Origin of the sequence: Streptomyces sp. A 4/2 (assembly GCF_940670765.1) — a bacterium.
Classification (GTDB): Bacteria; Actinomycetota; Actinomycetes; order Streptomycetales; family Streptomycetaceae; genus Streptomyces.
The window spans coordinates 92,621-109,505 of sequence record NZ_CALNVW010000001.1 but is presented as its reverse complement, the minus strand read 5'-3'; the positions used below and the strand labels follow the sequence as shown (position 1 = coordinate 109,505).

At 69.3% G+C, this 16,885-nt stretch carries 20 protein-coding genes and 1 pseudogene; 20 read left to right on the top strand and 1 reads right to left on the bottom strand.

Annotation, left to right across the window (positions count from 1 at the left end):
• Positions 1-133 precede the first annotated feature (133 nt).
• The 17 genes from NBY69_RS00495 (at position 134) to NBY69_RS00415 (ending at position 12,981) form a co-directional block, all read left to right on the top strand.
• The gene (locus NBY69_RS00495; protein WP_250297538.1) at positions 134-727 is read left to right on the top strand and encodes a hypothetical protein; all 594 of its coding nucleotides are present in this window, start codon (positions 134-136) and stop codon (positions 725-727) included.
• 228 nt (positions 728-955) lie between these two features.
• A complete protein-coding gene (gene rpsP, locus NBY69_RS00490) occupies positions 956-1,402 on the top strand; it encodes a 30S ribosomal protein S16 (protein WP_250297537.1) in 447 nt (148 codons plus the stop codon).
• Positions 1,403-1,404: 2 nt separating this feature from the next.
• Positions 1,405-1,644, top strand: a complete 240-nt coding sequence (locus NBY69_RS00485) for an RNA-binding protein (RefSeq protein WP_164265900.1) — start codon at positions 1,405-1,407, stop codon at positions 1,642-1,644.
• Between the two features lie 171 nt (positions 1,645-1,815).
• Positions 1,816-2,361, top strand: coding sequence for a ribosome maturation factor RimM (gene rimM / locus NBY69_RS00480; protein WP_250297536.1), 546 nt, complete (start codon positions 1,816-1,818; stop codon positions 2,359-2,361).
• Positions 2,361-3,182: a tRNA (guanosine(37)-N1)-methyltransferase TrmD gene (gene trmD, locus NBY69_RS00475; protein WP_250297535.1), complete on the top strand. Its 822-nt coding sequence runs from the start codon at positions 2,361-2,363 to the stop codon at positions 3,180-3,182. The genes rimM and trmD overlap by 1 nt, the downstream gene beginning before the upstream one ends.
• Positions 3,183-3,313: 131 nt before the next feature.
• Positions 3,314-3,664, top strand: a complete 351-nt coding sequence (rplS, locus tag NBY69_RS00470) for a 50S ribosomal protein L19 (protein WP_250297533.1) — start codon at positions 3,314-3,316, stop codon at positions 3,662-3,664.
• A 33-nt stretch (positions 3,665-3,697) separates the two neighbouring features.
• Entirely contained in the window at positions 3,698-4,465 is a 768-nt protein-coding gene (gene lepB / locus NBY69_RS00465) for a signal peptidase I (protein ID WP_250297531.1), read from the top strand.
• The gene (lepB, locus tag NBY69_RS00460; RefSeq protein WP_250297530.1) at positions 4,458-5,519 is read left to right on the top strand and encodes a signal peptidase I; all 1,062 of its coding nucleotides are present in this window, start codon (positions 4,458-4,460) and stop codon (positions 5,517-5,519) included. Before lepB (NBY69_RS00465) ends, lepB (NBY69_RS00460) begins: the two co-directional genes overlap by 8 nt.
• Positions 5,434-6,366, top strand: a complete 933-nt coding sequence (lepB, locus tag NBY69_RS00455) for a signal peptidase I (RefSeq protein WP_250297611.1) — start codon at positions 5,434-5,436, stop codon at positions 6,364-6,366. Before lepB (NBY69_RS00460) ends, lepB (NBY69_RS00455) begins: the two co-directional genes overlap by 86 nt.
• Positions 6,367-6,410: 44 nt before the next feature.
• Positions 6,411-7,157, top strand: a complete 747-nt coding sequence (gene lepB, locus NBY69_RS00450) for a signal peptidase I (protein ID WP_250297529.1) — start codon at positions 6,411-6,413, stop codon at positions 7,155-7,157.
• On the top strand, positions 7,147-7,659 hold the full coding sequence (locus NBY69_RS00445; RefSeq protein WP_250297528.1) for an NUDIX hydrolase: 513 nt from the start codon (positions 7,147-7,149) through the stop codon (positions 7,657-7,659). Before lepB (NBY69_RS00450) ends, NBY69_RS00445 begins: the two co-directional genes overlap by 11 nt.
• Positions 7,660-7,715: 56 nt before the next feature.
• Positions 7,716-8,024: a DUF2469 domain-containing protein gene (locus tag NBY69_RS00440; RefSeq protein WP_003965949.1), complete on the top strand. Its 309-nt coding sequence runs from the start codon at positions 7,716-7,718 to the stop codon at positions 8,022-8,024.
• A gap of 84 nt (positions 8,025-8,108) precedes the next feature.
• A complete protein-coding gene (locus NBY69_RS00435; RefSeq protein WP_250297527.1) occupies positions 8,109-8,468 on the top strand; it encodes a YraN family protein in 360 nt (119 codons plus the stop codon).
• Position 8,469: 1 nt separating this feature from the next.
• On the top strand, positions 8,470-10,092 hold the full coding sequence (locus NBY69_RS00430) for a YifB family Mg chelatase-like AAA ATPase (protein WP_250297524.1): 1,623 nt from the start codon (positions 8,470-8,472) through the stop codon (positions 10,090-10,092).
• Positions 10,089-11,306 carry a DNA-processing protein DprA gene (gene dprA / locus NBY69_RS00425; protein WP_250297522.1) on the top strand — a complete coding sequence of 406 codons (1,218 nt, stop codon included), beginning with the start codon at positions 10,089-10,091 and terminating at the stop codon, positions 11,304-11,306. The genes NBY69_RS00430 and dprA overlap by 4 nt, the downstream gene beginning before the upstream one ends.
• Before the next feature lie 208 nt (positions 11,307-11,514).
• Positions 11,515-12,351: an RNA polymerase sigma factor WhiG gene (gene whiG, locus NBY69_RS00420; RefSeq protein ID WP_250297521.1), complete on the top strand. Its 837-nt coding sequence runs from the start codon at positions 11,515-11,517 to the stop codon at positions 12,349-12,351.
• Between the two features lie 72 nt (positions 12,352-12,423).
• On the top strand, positions 12,424-12,981 hold the full coding sequence (locus NBY69_RS00415) for a TetR/AcrR family transcriptional regulator (RefSeq protein ID WP_250297610.1): 558 nt from the start codon (positions 12,424-12,426) through the stop codon (positions 12,979-12,981).
• A gap of 280 nt (positions 12,982-13,261) precedes the next feature.
• On the opposite strand, the pseudogene NBY69_RS00410 reads toward NBY69_RS00415, so the two are convergent.
• Positions 13,262-13,762, bottom strand: a pseudogene (locus tag NBY69_RS00410) (peptidoglycan DD-metalloendopeptidase family protein); the annotation flags it as partial.
• Positions 13,763-14,038: 276 nt separating this feature from the next.
• On the opposite strand from NBY69_RS00410, the gene rpsB reads away from it, so the two are divergent.
• From rpsB to pyrH, 3 genes are all read left to right on the top strand, one after another.
• The gene (gene rpsB / locus NBY69_RS00405) at positions 14,039-14,968 is read left to right on the top strand and encodes a 30S ribosomal protein S2 (RefSeq protein WP_250297520.1); all 930 of its coding nucleotides are present in this window, start codon (positions 14,039-14,041) and stop codon (positions 14,966-14,968) included.
• 93 nt (positions 14,969-15,061) lie between these two features.
• Positions 15,062-15,898: a translation elongation factor Ts gene (gene tsf / locus NBY69_RS00400; RefSeq protein ID WP_250297518.1), complete on the top strand. Its 837-nt coding sequence runs from the start codon at positions 15,062-15,064 to the stop codon at positions 15,896-15,898.
• Between the two features lie 157 nt (positions 15,899-16,055).
• On the top strand, positions 16,056-16,820 hold the full coding sequence (pyrH, locus tag NBY69_RS00395; protein ID WP_250297517.1) for a UMP kinase: 765 nt from the start codon (positions 16,056-16,058) through the stop codon (positions 16,818-16,820).
• The last annotated feature ends 65 nt before the right edge of the window (positions 16,821-16,885 follow it).

The window sequence follows — 16,885 nt, the reverse complement described above, 5'->3', positions numbered from 1 at the left end:
GCTGTGAGGCTTCTCCGCAGATCAGCGCACCCGCCCGCGTCCGGACGCATCAAGGGCAACTGACGGGTACGTGCAAATTATTTGGGATGCCCCGGAATAGGAACACAGCGGCACCCCGGCTCGTTGTCACGACGTGAGCACGACACCAACTGTCCTCGCCGCAGAACTGGCGCAGGCGTGGGCCGACATTCAGCGGTACCACCCCGAGCTGCCGGATCTAGCCGCGCCCGAGTCCCTGATCGGCGAGTCCTCGTCCGCCTGTGGCGCTGAACTCTCCTTCGAGCGACTGCTCCATGAGGCAGTCCACGGCATCGCCGCCGCGCGAGGTGTCCGCGACACCTCACGCGCAGGCCGCTATCACAACCGTCGATTCCTGGCCATCGCAGAGGAGATGGGCCTCGACCACCCTGAGGAGCCGCATCCCAGCAGCGGCTTCTCGCTGGTCTCGCTCAACCCCGAGGCGAAGCGCAGATACCGCCAGACGATCGAGCGACTGCAGCGTGCGCTCAAGGCGCACACCGTCGCGACGGCCGCCGACACCAAGCGTTCCTTCCGCGGACCTGCCGCCCGGCACGGCTCCTCCGGTGGTGGCGTGCGCGTGAAGGCGGTCTGCGACTGCGGTCGCAATGTGCGGGTCGTTCCGTCCGTGCTGGCCCAGGCGCCCATCGTCTGCGGTGGCTGCGGGAAGGCTTTCCGTATCCCGGAAGTGGTGGCCGCGGCCGGGTGATCCCGGACGTCGCCCCCGCTTCCGTGCCACCCCCGGCCGCCGGTCGGCGGTGTGGTGACCGGGGCACCGGGTGCTCCGGACGTATGGCACAATGGCTAGCTGTACTCGACAGCCGCACAGGAACCCTCTCGTCCTCCGGCTGACGCGTCCATCGGGCACCCGAGTACCGCAACCCCACGTGGCATCTCGTTGTGCCCAACCACGTCAAGACCAGGAGACACCACTTCCGTGGCAGTCAAGATCAAGCTGAAGCGTCTGGGCAAGATCCGTTCGCCTCACTACCGCATCGTCGTCGCCGACTCCCGTACCCGCCGTGATGGCCGGGCCATCGAGGAGATCGGCCTGTACCACCCGGTGCAGAACCCTTCGCGTATCGAGGTCAACTCGGAGCGCGCGCAGTACTGGCTGTCCGTCGGCGCCCAGCCGACCGAGCCGGTCATGGCGATCCTGAAGCTCACCGGTGACTGGCAGGCGCACAAGGGCCTTCCGGCCCCCGCGCCGCTGCTCCAGCCGGAGCCGAAGGCCGACAAGCGCGCCGCGTTCGAGGCTTTCGCCAAGTCCATGGAGGGCGACGAGCCGAAGGGTGAGGCCATCACCCCCAAGGCGAAGAAGGCCGACAAGAAGGCGGACGAGGCGGCTCCTGCCGCTGAGTCCACCGAGTCGACCGAGGCCTGAGCATGCTCGAGGAGGCTCTCGAGCACCTCGTGAAAGGCATCGTCGACAACCCCGACGACGTACAGGTCGCCTCGCGCAACCTCCGTCGTGGGCAGGTGCTGGAGGTCCGGGTACACCCCGACGACCTCGGTAAGGTGATCGGCCGTAACGGCCGCACCGCGCGCGCCCTCCGCACCATCGTGGGCGCCATCGGTGGCCGTGGTATCCGCGTCGACCTCGTCGATGTGGATCAGGTTCGCTGAGAACAAGTTGAACACCGGCTCGGGCCGGGGAGGGCTGCCAAGCCGTCCCCGGCCTTTGTCGTCCCCCACCATTCAGGCGCATCGAGGAACCACGACGGTCCTCGGCCACCCGGCGCGAGCGGCGGCGGTTCGGCAGCAAGACGCAGCAAGAAGCAGGAGAAGGAGCGGAACGTGCAGCTGGTAGTCGCGCGGATCGGGCGCGCCCACGGCATCAAGGGCGAAGTCACCGTGGAGGTGCGCACGGACGAGCCCGAGCTGCGGCTCGGGCCCGGTGCCGTACTCGCCACCGACCCGGCGGCCACCGGGCCGCTGACGATCGAGACCGGCCGGGTGCACAGCGGCAGGCTGCTGCTGCGCTTCGCCGGTGTCACGGACCGCACGGGCGCCGAGGCCCTCCGTAACACCTTGCTGATCGCCGAGGTCGATCCGCAGCAGAAGCCGGAGGATCCCGAGGAGTTCTACGACCACCAGCTGATGGACCTCGACGTGGTCCTGGCGGACGGCACGGAGATCGGCCGGATCACCGAGATCACTCACCTGCCCTCGCAGGACCTGTTCATCGTGGAGCGGCCCGACGGCAGCGAGGTGATGATCCCCTTCGTGGAGGAGATCGTGACCTCGATCGACCTGGAGGAGCAGCGGGCGGTCATCGACCCGCCGCCGGGGCTGATCGACGAGAGCCAGGCGGAGACCGCGTCCGGCAGGGACGACGACTGATGCGGCTCGACGTCGTCACGATCTTCCCCGAGTACCTGGAACCGCTGAACGTCTCGCTCGTCGGCAAGGCGCGGGCCCGCGGTCGGCTCGACGTCCAGGTGCACGACCTCCGTGACTGGACCCACGACCGGCACAACACGGTGGACGACACCCCGTACGGCGGCGGCCCCGGCATGGTCATGAAGACCGGGCCCTGGGGCGAGGCGCTGGACGAGACGCTGGCCGCCGGTTACGAGGCGGGCGCGAACCAGCCGGTCCTGGTGGTGCCCACCCCCAGCGGACGCCCCTTCACCCAGCAGGTCGCGGTCGAACTCTCCGAGCGCCCCTGGCTGATCTTCACGCCCGCCAGGTACGAGGGCATCGACCGGCGTGTCATCGACGAGTACGCGACCCGGATGCCGGTGTACGAAGTCTCCATCGGTGACTACGTCCTGGCGGGTGGCGAGGCCGCCGTGCTGGTGATCACGGAAGCCGTGGCACGGCTGCTTCCCGGTGTCCTCGGCAACGCCGAATCGCACCAGGACGACTCCTTCGCCACCGGAGCGATGGCCGACCTCCTCGAAGGGCCCGTCTACACCAAACCGCCCGAGTGGCGCGGCCGGGGCATCCCCGACGTGCTGCTCAGCGGGCACCACGGCAAGATCGCGCGCTGGCGCAGGGACGAGGCCTTCCGCCGTACCGACCTCAACAGGCCGGATCTGCTGGAGCGCAGCGACCCCGCTTCCTTCGGGAAGAAGGACCGGGAAATGCTCTCGATCCTGGGCTGGAAGCCGGGGCCCGACGGGCGATTTGGGCGTGAGCCCGAAGCCGTGGAAGAATAGGCCGCTGCTGTACGTCCGGCGTGCGCCCCTGCCACAGGGGGAACGACGTCCGCCCGACGCGATCAGCTCCCGAAACTCATCACGATGATGCCGTCGATGACCTGTGGCATCGGCGAAGAAAGCAGAAGATCATGTCCAGCTTGCTCAATGACGTCAACGCCGCTTCGCTGCGGAGCGACCTCCCGGCCTTCCGCGCCGGTGACACGGTCAACGTTCACGTCCGCGTGATCGAGGGCAACCGCTCGCGTATCCAGCAGTTCAAGGGTGTAGTCATCCGCCGCCAGGGCGCGGGCGTCAGCGAGACCTTCACGGTCCGCAAGGTCTCCTTCTCCGTCGGCGTCGAGCGCACCTTCCCGGTGAACAGCCCGATCTTCGAGAAGATCGAGCTCGTCACCCGTGGTGACGTCCGCCGCGCGAAGCTGTACTACCTCCGTGAGCTGCGCGGCAAGGCCGCGAAGATCAAGGAGAAGCGCGACCACTGAGTCCACAGGGCGGCCGGATAGGCTCTGGCCGCGATGGACACCGAAGCACAGCACACGGAGCGCGATCTCTCCGCCGAACCGGATACGTCCGGTGAGGCGGCGGGGTCGCGCTCCGCGCGTTTCCCCGCCTGGCTGGAGGGGCCCTGGCGCAGGGCCGGGCTGCTCGTGCTGCTCTGCGCCGTGTTCCTGCTGCTGTTGAGCACGTATGTGATGCAGCCGTTCCTGATCCCCAGCGGCTCGATGGAACCCACACTCCAGGTGGGGGACCGGGTGCTGGTGAACAAGCTGGCCTACCGGTTCGGCGCCGTGCCCCGGCGCGGCGACGTGATCGTCTTCGACGGCACCGACTCCTTCGTACGGGAGAAGCCGCCGCAGAACCCTGTGGCCCGTGTGGTGCACGGTGCTGCTGCGGCGTTGGGGCTGGCGGCGCCCGCCGATACCGACTACATCAAGCGTGTGGTGGGAGTCGGCGGCGATCACGTCGTCTGCTGCGACAAGCGGGGGAGGCTCGAGGTGAACGGGCGGTCGGTGGACGAGGCTTATGTGTATCCGGGCAACCCGCCGTCGCAGGTGCCTTTCGACATCGTCGTGCCCGACGGCACGCTCTGGGTGATGGGTGATCACCGGTCCCGTTCCAGCGACTCCCGCGACCATCTCGGTGATCCGGGCGGCGGGATGGTCCCGGTCGACCATGTGATCGGGCGGGCCGGCTGGATCGGCTGGCCCCCCGGACGCTGGACCGCACTCTCGCAGACCACGGCCTTCACGCGGGTACCGCCTCCCGGCGGGGGTCATGGGTAACCGGGGACGAGCGCGGGGGAGCGCCGAGAGCAGTGGCCGGACGGACCTGGAGCCCCGGCCGCCCGGCGAACGGGCCCTGCCCACACGGGCCGAGCGACGCAGACTCGCGCGCAAGGTCAAGCGGCGACGGCGCAGCTCCACGGTGAAGGAGGTACCGGCCCTCCTCGTCTTCGCGGTCCTGATAGCGCTCGTACTCAAGACCTTCCTGGTGCAGGCCTTCGTCATCCCGTCGGGCTCGATGGAGGAGACGATCCGGATCGGCGACCGGGTGCTGGTGGACAAACTGACACCGTGGTTCGGTTCGGAACCGCACCGCGGCGATGTGGTCGTCTTCAAGGATCCCGGTCACTGGCTGCCGCCGGGGGAGGCGAGGACGACGGATTCCCCGTTCGTGGTCAAGGAGCTCAAGCAGGGCCTCACCTTCATCGGACTGCTGCCTTCCGACGATGAACAGGACCTGATCAAGCGGGTCATCGGAGTCGGCGGGGACACCGTGAAGTGCTGCGACAAGAACGGCCAGGTCACCGTCAACGGCGTACCCCTCGACGAGCCCTATGTGCATCCGGGGAATCCGCCCTCAGAGCTGACTTTCGACGTGAAGGTGCCGGCCGGACGGCTCTTCGTGATGGGGGACCACCGGTCCAACTCGGCGGATTCGCGCTTCCATCTCGACGGGCCGTACCAGGGAACGGTCCCGGTGAGCGGGGTGGTGGGACGGGCAGTGGTCATCGCATGGCCGTTCGGGCACTGGAGCCGGCTCAAGGAGCCGCCCACCTTCTCATCGGTGACGGACGCCTCGGGCTTGCCGTCCGGCGCGGGCGGGACGTCGAATAGTGTGACCTCCCAGGATCGGCACCCAATGGGAGAACTCCCGACTCCTGCGGAACTCCCGCTCGTTATGGGAGTGGTGGGCCTGCGTCTCATCGGACGCGGGCGACGGCACGGAGTGAGGAGTGGATGTGGGGGACGTGGCGGTCGGCGCACGATCCGGACACGAGGAGCCGGAGGACCGGCCCGGATCGCCCGTTGGTGGCGCCGGGACCGAAGCCTTTGACATGGGGCCCTCCGGCCCGGTCGACGGCTCCGGCGAGCACGGCGGAGCCGACGGAGCGGCCGAGGAGAACGAGGCAAGCGGACCGAAGAAGCAACGGTCCTTCTGGAAGGAGCTTCCGCTCCTCATCGGCATCGCGCTGATTCTCGCTCTGCTGATCAAGACATTTCTGGTCCAGGCGTTCTCGATCCCCTCCGACTCGATGCAGGACACGCTGGAGCGTGGCGACCGGGTACTGGTCGACAAGTTGACTCCATGGTTCGGATCGGAGCCGGAGCGCGGCGAGGTCGTGGTGTTCCACGACCCGGGCGGCTGGCTCGAAGGCGAGCCCGCGGCGCATCCGAACGTGGCCCAGAAGTTCCTCAGCTTCATCGGCCTGATGCCGTCGGCCGAGGAGAAGGACCTGATCAAGCGGGTGATCGCGGTCGGCGGTGACACGGTTTCGTGCAAGGCGGGGGGCCCTGTCGTCGTCAACGGCAAGGCGCTCTCCGAGAAGTCGTACATCTTCCCCGGCAACACTCCCTGCAACGACCAGCCGTTCGGCCCGATCCATGTGCCCAAGGGCCGGATCTGGGTGATGGGCGACCACCGTCAGGACTCGCTGGACTCGCGTTACCACCAGCAACTGCCGGGCGGTGGCACGGTCTCCAACAAGGAGGTCGTCGGACGGGCCTTCGTCGTGGCCTGGCCGGTCAACCACTGGACGTGGCTGGGGGTCCCCAGCACCTTCGACCAGAAGGGCATCAACGCCGCTGCGGCGATGGGCCCCGGGGCGTTGGGTCTCGCAGGTGCCCTGCCGATCGTGATCCGCCGCAGGCGCAAGCTGACCCGTGAGGGTACTGCCGGGTAGGGTGCCCTCCCAGATGTCGATCTCCGATGCGGGGGAGCCCTGGGATGAGCGGAACGGTACGTACGAGTGACGGCGGCGGCCGGCTCGGCAGCGCGCTGTCGGGTCTGGCTGTGGCCGTCGGCTGTGTGCTCTTTCTCGGAGGGTTTGCCTGGGGAGCGGTGGAGTACAAGCCGTACACCGTGCCGACCGACTCGATGACCCCGACCGTCAAGGTGGGGGACCGGGTACTGGCACAGCGAATAGACGGCAGCGACGTGCACCGCGGAGACGTGGTGGTCTTCAAGGATCCCGACTGGGGCGACGTGCCCATGCTGAAGCGGGTGGTCGGGACGGGCGGGGACGAGATCGCCTGCTGCGACTCCCGGGGGCAGCTGACCGTCAACGGCAAGGGGATCGCAGAACCGTATCTCCAAGCCAATCCGCTGACCAAGGGGCGGGCCTCGGCGGTCGACTTCACCGCGAAGGTGCCGGAGGGCCAGCTCTTCCTGCTCGGCGACGAGCGCACCAACTCGATGGACTCGCGTGTCCATCTCCAGGACGCGGACCACGGAGCCGTGCCGCGCTCGACGGTGACCGGCCGGGTGGACGCGATCGCGTGGCCGTTGAGCGGCGGGGTGCTGGAGCGCCCGAAAGGGTTCGCCGCGCTGCCGGGCGGGGTCTCGCAGCCGGGGCCGCTGAAACTGGTGCTGGGCGCGGTGCTCGCCGGGGCCGTGCTGATCCTGGGCGGGGCCGCGTACGGGCCGGTGGCGCGACGGCTGGGACGGAAAAAGGTGACTGCTGGTGTCGGCTGAGCCGGCGGCGGAGTCGCCGGGAGCGTTGCGCAGGGTCGCGCGCGTGATTCTGCTCGACCCCGAGGACCGGATCCTGCTGATGCACGGGTTCGAGCCCGCGGATCCGGCGAGTACCTGGTGGTTCACACCGGGAGGCGGTGTCGAGGAGGGCGAGAGCCACGAAGAGGCCGCGCTGCGCGAGGTGCGGGAGGAGACCGGGATCGCCGGCATCGAGCTCGGGCCCGTGCTCTGGACGCGGGTGTGCTCGTTTCCGTTCGACGGGCGGCGCTGGAACCAGGACGAGCAGTACTTTCTCGGTCGAACCATGCAGACGGAGACGGCCATGGACGGGCTGACGCCGTTGGAGCAGCGCAGTGTCGCGGGTCTGAGGTGGTGGACTTCCGCCGAACTGTCCACGACGCGTGAGACGGTGTACCCGACCAAGCTCGCCGGGCTGCTGCGCACGCTGCTCGACGAGGGTCCCCCGGTTGCGCCGGTGGTTCTGGCCCCGGAAATCGTGTAGGGGTGCGGAGGACCGGCGCACAATAGGGGGACGCACGGCTGAAGGGGAACATGCCAATGAGCGCCGAGGACCTCGAGAAGTACGAGACCGAGATGGAGCTGAAGCTCTACCGGGAGTACCGCGACGTCGTCGGTCTGTTCAAATATGTGATCGAGACCGAGCGGCGCTTCTACCTCACCAATGATTACGAGATGCAGGTGCACTCGGTGCAGGGGGAGGTCTTTTTCGAGGTGTCGATGGCGGATGCCTGGGTCTGGGACATGTACAGGCCGGCCAGGTTCGTCAAGCAGGTGCGGGTACTCACGTTCAAAGACGTGAACATCGAGGAGCTCAACAAGAGCGATCTCGAACTTCCGGGTGGCTGAGTTGTCCACAACCGGCGAGTAGTCCACCAAGATCCACTCACTGGAGGCCCGCGCGGCACAGTCGGTACCGGAGGTGGTGCCGATATGAACGCACGGGGGGCACTCGGGCGGTACGGCGAGGAGCTGGCGGCAAGGACGCTGGCCGGGGCCGGAATGACCGTCGTCGAGCGGAACTGGCGGTGCAGGGCCGGCGAGATCGACATTGTGGCGCGCGACGGCGACGTACTGGTCGTCTGTGAGGTCAAGACCCGCAGGGAAGGCTCCTTCGAGCATCCGATGGCAGCCGTCACCCCGGCCAAGGCCGAGCGGCTGGTCCGTCTCGCCGAGCGCTGGCTCGCGGCCCATGGCGGGGCGCCACCCGGCGGGGCACGGATCGACCTGGTCGGCGTGGTGCTGCCGAAGCGCGGGGCGCCGCTGGTCGAGCATGCGCGAGGGGTGGCCTGACATGGGCTTCGCACGCGCGTGTTCGGTGGCGCTCGTCGGTGTCGAAGGTGTGGTGGTGGAGGTCCAGGCGGATCTGGAGCCGGGCGTTGCCGCTTTCGCACTGGTGGGACTGCCGGACAAGAGCCTGGTCGAGAGCAGAGACCGGGTCAGGGCCGCTGTGGTGAACTCCGGCGGCGAGTGGCCGCAGAAGAAGCTCACCGTCGGGCTGAGCCCGGCATCCGTACCGAAGAGCGGCAGCGGGTTCGATCTTGCTGTGGCCGTGGCCATCCTGGGCGCGGCCGAGCGGATCGACCCCCGCGAGATCGCCGACCTGGTGCTCATCGGGGAACTGGGTCTCGACGGCCGGGTCCGGCCGGTGCGCGGGATCCTGCCCGCCGTGCTGGCGGCGGCGGAGGCCGGATACCGCCAGGTCGTCGTGCCGGAACAGACTGCGGGGGAGGCATCGTTGGTGCCGGGGATCTCGGTCCTCGGAGTGCGGAGCCTGCGGCAGCTCATCGCCGTTCTGACCGGCGAACCGGTCCCCGAGGAGGCTGCTCCCGCGGAGGGGCGGCCCGACTCGATACTGGCCGGGCTGATGATGCCGGGCGCCGGCGCGGGTACCGGACTGGCTTCGGGCACAGGGCACGGCAGCGGTCCCGAACTGGCGGATGTGGCCGGGCAGGCGGCAGCACGCAAGGCGCTGGAGGTCGCGGCCACCGGAGGGCACCACCTGCTGCTGCACGGACCGCCGGGCGCGGGGAAGACGATGCTGGCCGAGCGGTTGCCGGGCATCCTGCCGACGCTGACCCGGCGTGAATCCCTGGAGGTGACGGCGGTGCACTCGGTGGCGGGCATTCTGCCACCGGGGGAGCCGTTGGTCAGGACGCCGCCGTACTGCGCCCCGCACCACTCGGCGACGATGCAGTCGCTCGTCGGCGGAGGCAACGGACTGCCCAGGCCGGGAGCGGTATCGCTGGCTCACCGAGGGGTCCTCTTCCTGGACGAGGCTCCTGAATTCTCGGTTCGCGCTCTCGATGCCCTCCGCCAGCCGCTGGAGTCGGGGCACGTGGTGGTCGCGCGCAGCGCCGCAGTGGTGCGGCTGCCCGCCCGATTCCTGATGGTGCTGGCGGCCAACCCCTGTCCCTGCGGCCGGCACACGCTGACCGGCGCCGGGTGCGAATGCCCGCCGTCCGCGGTCCGGCGTTACCAGGCCAGGCTCTCCGGCCCGCTCCTCGACCGGGTGGACCTCAGGGTCGAGGTCGAGCCGGTGCGCCGCTCCGATCTGATGGGGCAGGGGGACGCGGGTGAGTCGACGGCAGCCGTCGCCGACCGGGTGCGGGAAGGCCGGGAACGGGCGACCGCGCGGCTGATCGGTACGCCGTGGACCACCAACAGCGAGGTACCGGGCCACGAGTTGCGGACGCGCTGGACGGTCGCACCCGGGGCGCTCGCCGTGGCGGAACGGGACATGGAGCGGGGGCTGCTCACGGCCCGCGGCCTCGACCGGGTGTTGCGGGTCGCCTGGACGGTGGCCGATCTGGCGGGCCGCGACCGGCCGGGCGCCCCGGATGTCGGGCTGGCCCTCCAGCTGCGAACCGGGGTGGACCGGGGGGCGCTGACGGCTTCGGGAGGCCGGGCCGGATGAACGGGGACGTGGGCGACGGCGAGCGGCTGGCGCGCGCCGCGCTGACCCGGGTGATCGAACCCGGAGACGAACAGGGCGGGCGGTTGCTGCGGCAGTTCGGAGCCGTGGAGTTGTGGCGGCGGCTCCGCACCACGGCGGGTGACGTGCGGGAGCTCTCCGGGGGTGAGAGAGCCCAGCGTTCGGAAGAGGGCGAAAGGGCGCCGCTCCCGCGGGTGAGCGCCCGGCGACTGAGCGGGTATCGGCTTCGGGCCGCCGCGGCGGAACCGGAGCGGGACCTGACGGCCGCAGCGGCCGGTGGCGGGCGGTTCATCTGTCCCGGCGACCAGGAATGGCCGGGCCAGCTCGACGACCTGGGCGATGCCCGGCCGATCGGGCTGTGGGTGCGGGGCCGTCCCCATCTGCGGATATGGGCGCTGCGCTCGGTCGCGGTGGTCGGGGCCCGCGCGTGCACGGCGTACGGCGCGCACATGGCCGCAGCCATGGGGTCGGGGCTCGCCGAGCTGGGCTGGGTGGTGGTGTCCGGAGCCGCGTTCGGGGTGGACGGCGCCGCGCACCGTGGTGCGCTCGCCGCGGGCGGGGCCACGATCGCGGTGCTGGCCTGTGGCGTGGACACGGTCTATCCGCGTGGCCACGCCCAGATGATCGGCCGCATCGCCGAACAGGGGCTGATCATCAGCGAGTTGCCCCCGGGAGACCACCCCTCGCCGAGCCGCTTCATTCTCAGGAACCGGGTGATCGCCGCACTCACCAGGGGAACAGTGGTCGTCGAGGCCGAGTACCGGAGCGGCTCACTGGCCACCGCGCGCAGCGCGCAGCGACTGGGCCGCTTCACCATGGGTGTCCCCGGCCCGGTCACCAGCGGACTGTCCGCGGGGGTGCACGAACTGCTGCGCGGCGAGGGCGTACTGGTCACCGACGCCGCCGAAGTCGCTGAGCTGGTGGGGGACATGGGGGACCTCGCGCCGGACCGACGTGGTCCGGTGCTGGCCAGGGATCTGCTCGAACCGGACGCGGTCCGGGTGTTGGAGGCGCTGCCGGGCCGGGAGGCTGCCGACGGGCGGGACGTTGCCCGCGAAGCGGGAATGACGGCCGATGAAGCGCTCGCGAAGCTGTACGAACTGCACTCGTTGGGGTTTGTTGAACGGCGAAGTGATGGCTGGCAGTTGGTCTCGGGGACGACACAGAGTGCCGACGCGCGGCGAGGCGGTGCTTGACCTGGGGCAATCGGGTGAAAAGGTGATGTCGCAGGCCCGGGAGGGCCTCCCGGCAGCGCCCCCGGAATGCGGTCGCCGGGATGCCGTCGCACGGGCGCGATGACCTGCTCATCGCACCCTGCGACCCCACAGTCACGCTACGCTCACAAGGAATCCAGCACAGAGACACGTCCCACGCAGGTCCCAGCAGAACGGCTCAAGGCAACGAATGCCCCAGCACACGTCCGGGTCTGACCGCGCGGCAGCGCCACCGGCTGCACGTGGCCACATGCGGCCCTCCGCGCCATCGACGCTCGATGAGCTGTGGCGGTCGTACAAGTCCACGGGCGACAGGCGGCTGCGAGAGCAGCTGATCCTGCACTACTCGCCCCTGGTGAAGTACGTCGCGGGCCGGGTCAGTGTCGGGCTGCCGCCCAACGTCGAGCAGGCCGACTTCGTCTCCTCCGGTGTGTTCGGGCTCATCGACGCGATCGAGAAGTTCGACATCGAGCGGGCGATCAAGTTCGAGACCTATGCGATCACCCGCATCCGTGGCGCGATGATCGACGAACTCCGGGCCCTGGACTGGATTCCGCGCTCGGTCCGGCAGAAGGCGCGGGCCGTCGAGCGGGCCTACGCGACTCTGGAGGCGCAGCTGCGCCGTACCCCGTCGGAGATCGAGGTCGCCGCGGAGATGGGGATCGCCGTCGAGGAACTGCACGCCGTCTTCAGTCAGTTGTCGCTGGCGAACGTGGTGGCCCTCGATGAACTGCTGCACGTCGGTGGCGAGGGCGGTGACCGGCTGAGCCTCATGGACACCCTGGAGGACACCGCCGCGGACAATCCGGTCGAGCTGGCCGAGGGGCGTGAGCTGCGCAGACTCCTGGCGCGGGCGATCAATACGCTCCCCGACCGGGAGAAGACCGTGGTCACCCTCTACTACTACGAAGGCCTCACGCTGGCCGAGATCGGCAACGTCCTCGGGGTCACGGAGAGCCGGGTCAGCCAGATCCACACCAAGTCGGTACTGCAGCTTCGGGCCAAACTGGCCGACGTCGGACGTTGACCCGGAGCTGAATCGTCCCTGCCGGGAGTATTTCCGTAAAGTAGGGCCGTGCCCAGGATTCGAGCGGCCTCCGTGGCCGAACACCGAACCATGCAGCGCAGCGCCCTGCTGGACGCGGCCCGCACCCTGCTCTCCGAAGGCGGTACGGAGGCGCTGACCTTCCCCGCTCTCGCCGAGCGCACCGGCCTCGCGCGCTCCTCCGTGTACGAGTACTTCCGCTCACGCGCCGCCGTCGTGGAAGAGCTCTGTGCTGTCGACTTCCCCGTCTGGGCGGCGGAGATCGAGGCTGCCATGGAGCAGGCTCCGACGCCGGAGGACAAGGTCGAGGCGTATGTGCGTCAGCAGTTGGCGCTCGTCGGCGATCAGCGACACCGGGCCGTGGTGGCCATCTCCGCCAGTGAACTGGACGCGGGTGCCCGCGAGAAGATCCGTGCCGCCCACGGCGGGCTGATCGCGATGATCGTCGAAGCGCTCCAGGCGCTCGACCACGATCAGCCGCGGCTGGCGGCGATGCTGCTCCAAGGGGTCGTCGACGCGGCGGTGCGCCGGATCGAGACGGGAGCGGTGGAAGATCCCGGTGCGGTCGCCGACGCTGCCGTCGCGATGGCGCTGAGAGGGGTCCGCGGCTGAAGCCCGTGGGCGGGCCAGCGGTTCGCCGGGCCGGGCCGGTCCTCCTGGTTCCCCCGTCCGGGCGGCGTGAGCGGCGCCGGTGCGCCCAGGCCGCGACCGTTGCCAGGAGCAGCGCCCGGACCGCGTCCGGCGTCCCCGCCGCTGTCCGCACGGGGATCCCGAACACCGGGAGCAGCCGTGACGGACCCGGGTGCAGCATCCCGGGCGGGAGCAGCGTCAGCGGGTTCAGATAGGTCTCCCCGCGCAGCAGCCCCCAGTGCAGGCACCCGGACGGGCAGTGGAACGGCCCGTCCTCCAGGGCCCCGACCACCTGGCCCGCGGAAACCTCGTCGCCCTGTTCGGCGAGCGCCCGTACCGGTTCGAACGTCGTACGCAGCTGTGTGCCGGCCACGGTGATCGTCAGTACCCCGCGTCCGGCCACTCTGCCCGCGAATGTGATCCGGCCCGGGGCTGCGGCGCGTACCGGTGTGCCCGGCGCCGCGGCCAGATCCACCCCGCGGTGACCCGGGCCGTACGGAGAGGCCGGCGGGTCCCAGCCGTGCACGACCCGCGGGCGGCCACCGACCGGCCAGCTGCGGTCCCCACCGGGCAGCGTGTGGGCCACCGGTCGATCAGCTTCTCCGGGTGCGGCCAGCGAAGGAGCCGCCGCGAAGAGCGATCCCGCCAGGAGCGCCACCGCGAGCAGGCCCACCACAGGGAGGGCCACCGCCAGGAGGGTCCCCGTACGCGGGGACGGAGTCGTCGTCTGCCCGGCCGTCCGGGCATTGCGGGTCAGGTACATGGAGGGAACCGTCCCGCAGCGAGTCCATTCGCGGGGATCATGGCCGGTATCTGTGGACTACCAGCCGGTTGTGGACAACGCCGTCACCCGGCGCCCACCGGGTCCCGTACACTTCTGATGGCGATCCGGGTCACCGGGTCGACTTCGCACGCCCCCCATCACCCCTTCTGCGGTCGATGGACGCGCCTCTCGGTCCCAGTGGCACGGCGCGTAGGGGCGTCAGGCGCGGCAGCAATCCTGCGGTCGCGACAACCGAGCACCTCAAGGAGTACGGCCATGGCCGTCGTCACGATGCGGGAGCTGCTGGAAAGCGGCGTCCACTTCGGTCACCAGACCCGTCGTTGGAACCCGAAGATGAAGCGCTTCATCTTCACGGAGCGCAACGGCATCTACATCATCGACCTGCTCCAGTCGCTGTCGTACATCGACCGCGCCTACGAGTTCGTCAAGGAGACCGTCGCCCACGGCGGCTCCATCATGTTCGTGGGTACGAAGAAGCAGGCCCAGGAAGCCATCGCCGAGCAGGCGACGCGCGTGGGTATGCCGTACGTCAACCAGCGTTGGCTCGGCGGCATGCTGACCAACTTCTCCACCGTCTACAAGCGCCTTCAGCGTCTGAAGGAGCTTGAGCAGATCGACTTCGAGGACGTGGCCGCCTCCGGCCTCACCAAGAAGGAGCTCCTGGTCCTCTCGCGTGAGAAGGCCAAGCTGGAGAAGACCCTCGGTGGTATCCGCGAAATGCAGAAGGTGCCCAGCGCCGTCTGGATCGTCGACACCAAGAAGGAGCACATCGCCGTCGGTGAGGCGCGCAAGCTCCACATCCCGGTCGTCGCGATCCTCGACACCAACTGCGACCCCGACGAGGTCGACTACAAGATCCCGGGCAACGACGACGCGATCCGTTCCGTCACCCTGCTCACCCGCGTGATCGCCGACGCCGTCGCCGAGGGCCTCATCGCCCGCTCCGGCGCTGCGACCGGCGACCAGAAGCCGGGCGAGAAGGCCGCGTCCGAGCCGCTCGCCGAGTGGGAGCGTGACCTGCTCGACGGTGAGAAGAAGGACGGCGCCGAGGCCGTCCAGACCTCCGCCGAGACCGAGAAGGTCGCGGACGCCGCGGAGACCCCGGCCGAGGCCGTCGCCGAGGCGCCCGCCGCCGAGGCGCCCGCCGCCGAGGCCGCTCCGGCCGCGGACGCCGAGCAGGCCTGACCTTCACCGGTTCGGTAGTTGACGGCGGAGGCCTCAGGGCCTCCGCCGTTCACCCGTAAGATCTTTCAGACTTCGAGAGAGAATTTCAGGATCATGGCGAACTACACCGCCGCTGACGTCAAGAAGCTCCGTGAGCTCACCGGCGCCGGCATGATGGACTGCAAGAAGGCGCTCGACGAGGCCGACGGCAGTGTCGACAAGGCCGTCGAGGCGCTCCGCATCAAGGGTCAGAAGGGCGTCGCCAAGCGCGAGGGCCGCTCCGCCGAGAACGGCGCCGTCGTCACCCTCATCGCCGACGACAACACCTCCGGTGTCCTCGTCGAGTTGAAGTGCGAGACGGACTTCGTTGCCAAGGGTGACAAGTTCCAGGCCGTCGCCAACGCGATCGCCGCGCACGTCGCCGCGACCTCGCCCGCCGACATCGCGACGCTGCTCGCGTCCGAGATCGAGGCCGGCAAGACCGTCCAGGCGTTCGTGGACGAGGCCAACGCCAACCTCGGCGAGAAGATCGTCCTGGACCGCTTCGCGCAGTTCTCGGGCGCCTACGTGACCTCGTACATGCACCGCACCATGCCCGACCTGCCCCCGCAGATCGGTGTCCTGGTCGAGCTGGACAAGGCCGACGCCGAGCTCGCCCGCGGTATTGCCCAGCACATCGCCGCCTTCGCGCCGAAGTACCTGGACCGGGAAGACGTTCCGGCCGAGGTCGTCGCGGCCGAGCGCCGCGTCGCCGAGGAGACCACGCGCGCCGAGGGCAAGCCCGAGGCCGCCCTCCCGAAGATCGTCGAGGGTCGGGTCAACGGCTTCTTCAAGGAGGCCACCCTCCTTGGCCAGCCGTACGCCCTGGACAACAAGAAGTCCGTCCAGAAGGTTCTGGACGAGGCCGGTGTCTCCCTGAAGCGCTTCTCGCGCATCAAGGTCGGCATCTGAGTCTGTACGCGATCCACCGAAGACCCCGATAGGGTCTGACGCAGTCGTCCGCGTCCGCGCCGGACGGCCGCAGATCTGACGAGGAGGCCATTGCCGCACAGGGAACCGCAAGGACCCCCGGCAATGGCCTTCTTCGTATGCGCACGAGGAGATCTCCATGGAACAGGCCGATAAAGCCGATCAGAGCGACAACGGCAAGAAGTACGGCCGCTTCATGCTGAAGCTGTCCGGCGAGGCGTTCGCGGGTGGCGGAGGCCTCGGCGTCGACCCCGACGTCGTACACGCCATCGCCCGCGAGATCGCGGCGGTCGTCCGTGACGGCGCGGAGATCGCGGTCGTCATCGGCGGCGGCAACTTCTTCCGCGGTGCCGAGCTCCAGCAGCGCGGCATGGACCGGGCCCGCTCCGACTACATGGGCATGCTCGGCACGGTCATGAACTGCCTCGCCCTCCAGGACTTCCTGGAGAAGGAGGGCATCGATTCCCGCGTCCAGACCGCCATCACCATGGGGCAGGTCGCGGAGCCGTACATCCCGCTGCGCGCCGTGCGGCATCTGGAGAAGGGACGCGTCGTCATCTTCGGCGCGGGCATGGGCATGCCGTACTTCTCCACCGACACCACGGCCGCGCAGCGCGCTCTGGAGATCGACGCCGAGGCGCTGCTCATGGGCAAGAACGGCGTGGACGGGGTCTACGACTCCGACCCGAAGAAGAACCCCGGTGCGGTGAAGTTCGACGCGCTGGAGTACAGCGAGGTCCTCTCGCGCGACCTCAAGGTCGCCGACGCCACCGCTATCACTCTCTGCCGTGACAACAGCCTGCCCATCCTCGTCTTCGAGCTGCTCGCCTCGGGCAACATCGCGCGTGCCGTCAAGGGTGAGAAGATCGGGACTCTTGTGAACGACCAGGGCACCCGGGCCTGAACACCGGGGGACGGCCGCCGAAAAGGTGGACAAGAACCTGCCGGTCGGACACCGTGCAGGGCAAG

What these genes read in the sequence shown, in the direction of transcription:
- NBY69_RS00485 (WP_164265900.1), top strand. Translation starts at nt 1,405, where the DNA reads ATGCTCGAGGAGGCTCTCGAGCACCTCGTGAAAGGCATCGTCGACAAC.
- trmD (WP_250297535.1), top strand. Translation starts at nt 2,361, where the DNA reads ATGCGGCTCGACGTCGTCACGATCTTCCCCGAGTACCTGGAACCGCTG.
- rplS (WP_250297533.1), top strand. Translation starts at nt 3,314, where the DNA reads ATGTCCAGCTTGCTCAATGACGTCAACGCCGCTTCGCTGCGGAGCGAC.
- lepB (WP_250297531.1), top strand. Translation starts at nt 3,698, where the DNA reads ATGGACACCGAAGCACAGCACACGGAGCGCGATCTCTCCGCCGAACCG.
- lepB (WP_250297530.1), top strand. Translation starts at nt 4,458, where the DNA reads ATGGGTAACCGGGGACGAGCGCGGGGGAGCGCCGAGAGCAGTGGCCGG.
- lepB (WP_250297529.1), top strand. Translation starts at nt 6,411, where the DNA reads ATGAGCGGAACGGTACGTACGAGTGACGGCGGCGGCCGGCTCGGCAGC.
- NBY69_RS00440 (WP_003965949.1), top strand. Translation starts at nt 7,716, where the DNA reads ATGAGCGCCGAGGACCTCGAGAAGTACGAGACCGAGATGGAGCTGAAG.
- NBY69_RS00435 (WP_250297527.1), top strand. Translation starts at nt 8,109, where the DNA reads ATGAACGCACGGGGGGCACTCGGGCGGTACGGCGAGGAGCTGGCGGCA.
- NBY69_RS00430 (WP_250297524.1), top strand. Translation starts at nt 8,470, where the DNA reads ATGGGCTTCGCACGCGCGTGTTCGGTGGCGCTCGTCGGTGTCGAAGGT.
- dprA (WP_250297522.1), top strand. Translation starts at nt 10,089, where the DNA reads ATGAACGGGGACGTGGGCGACGGCGAGCGGCTGGCGCGCGCCGCGCTG.
- whiG (WP_250297521.1), top strand. Translation starts at nt 11,515, where the DNA reads ATGCCCCAGCACACGTCCGGGTCTGACCGCGCGGCAGCGCCACCGGCT.
- rpsB (WP_250297520.1), top strand. Translation starts at nt 14,039, where the DNA reads ATGGCCGTCGTCACGATGCGGGAGCTGCTGGAAAGCGGCGTCCACTTC.
- tsf (WP_250297518.1), top strand. Translation starts at nt 15,062, where the DNA reads ATGGCGAACTACACCGCCGCTGACGTCAAGAAGCTCCGTGAGCTCACC.
- pyrH (WP_250297517.1), top strand. Translation starts at nt 16,056, where the DNA reads ATGGAACAGGCCGATAAAGCCGATCAGAGCGACAACGGCAAGAAGTAC.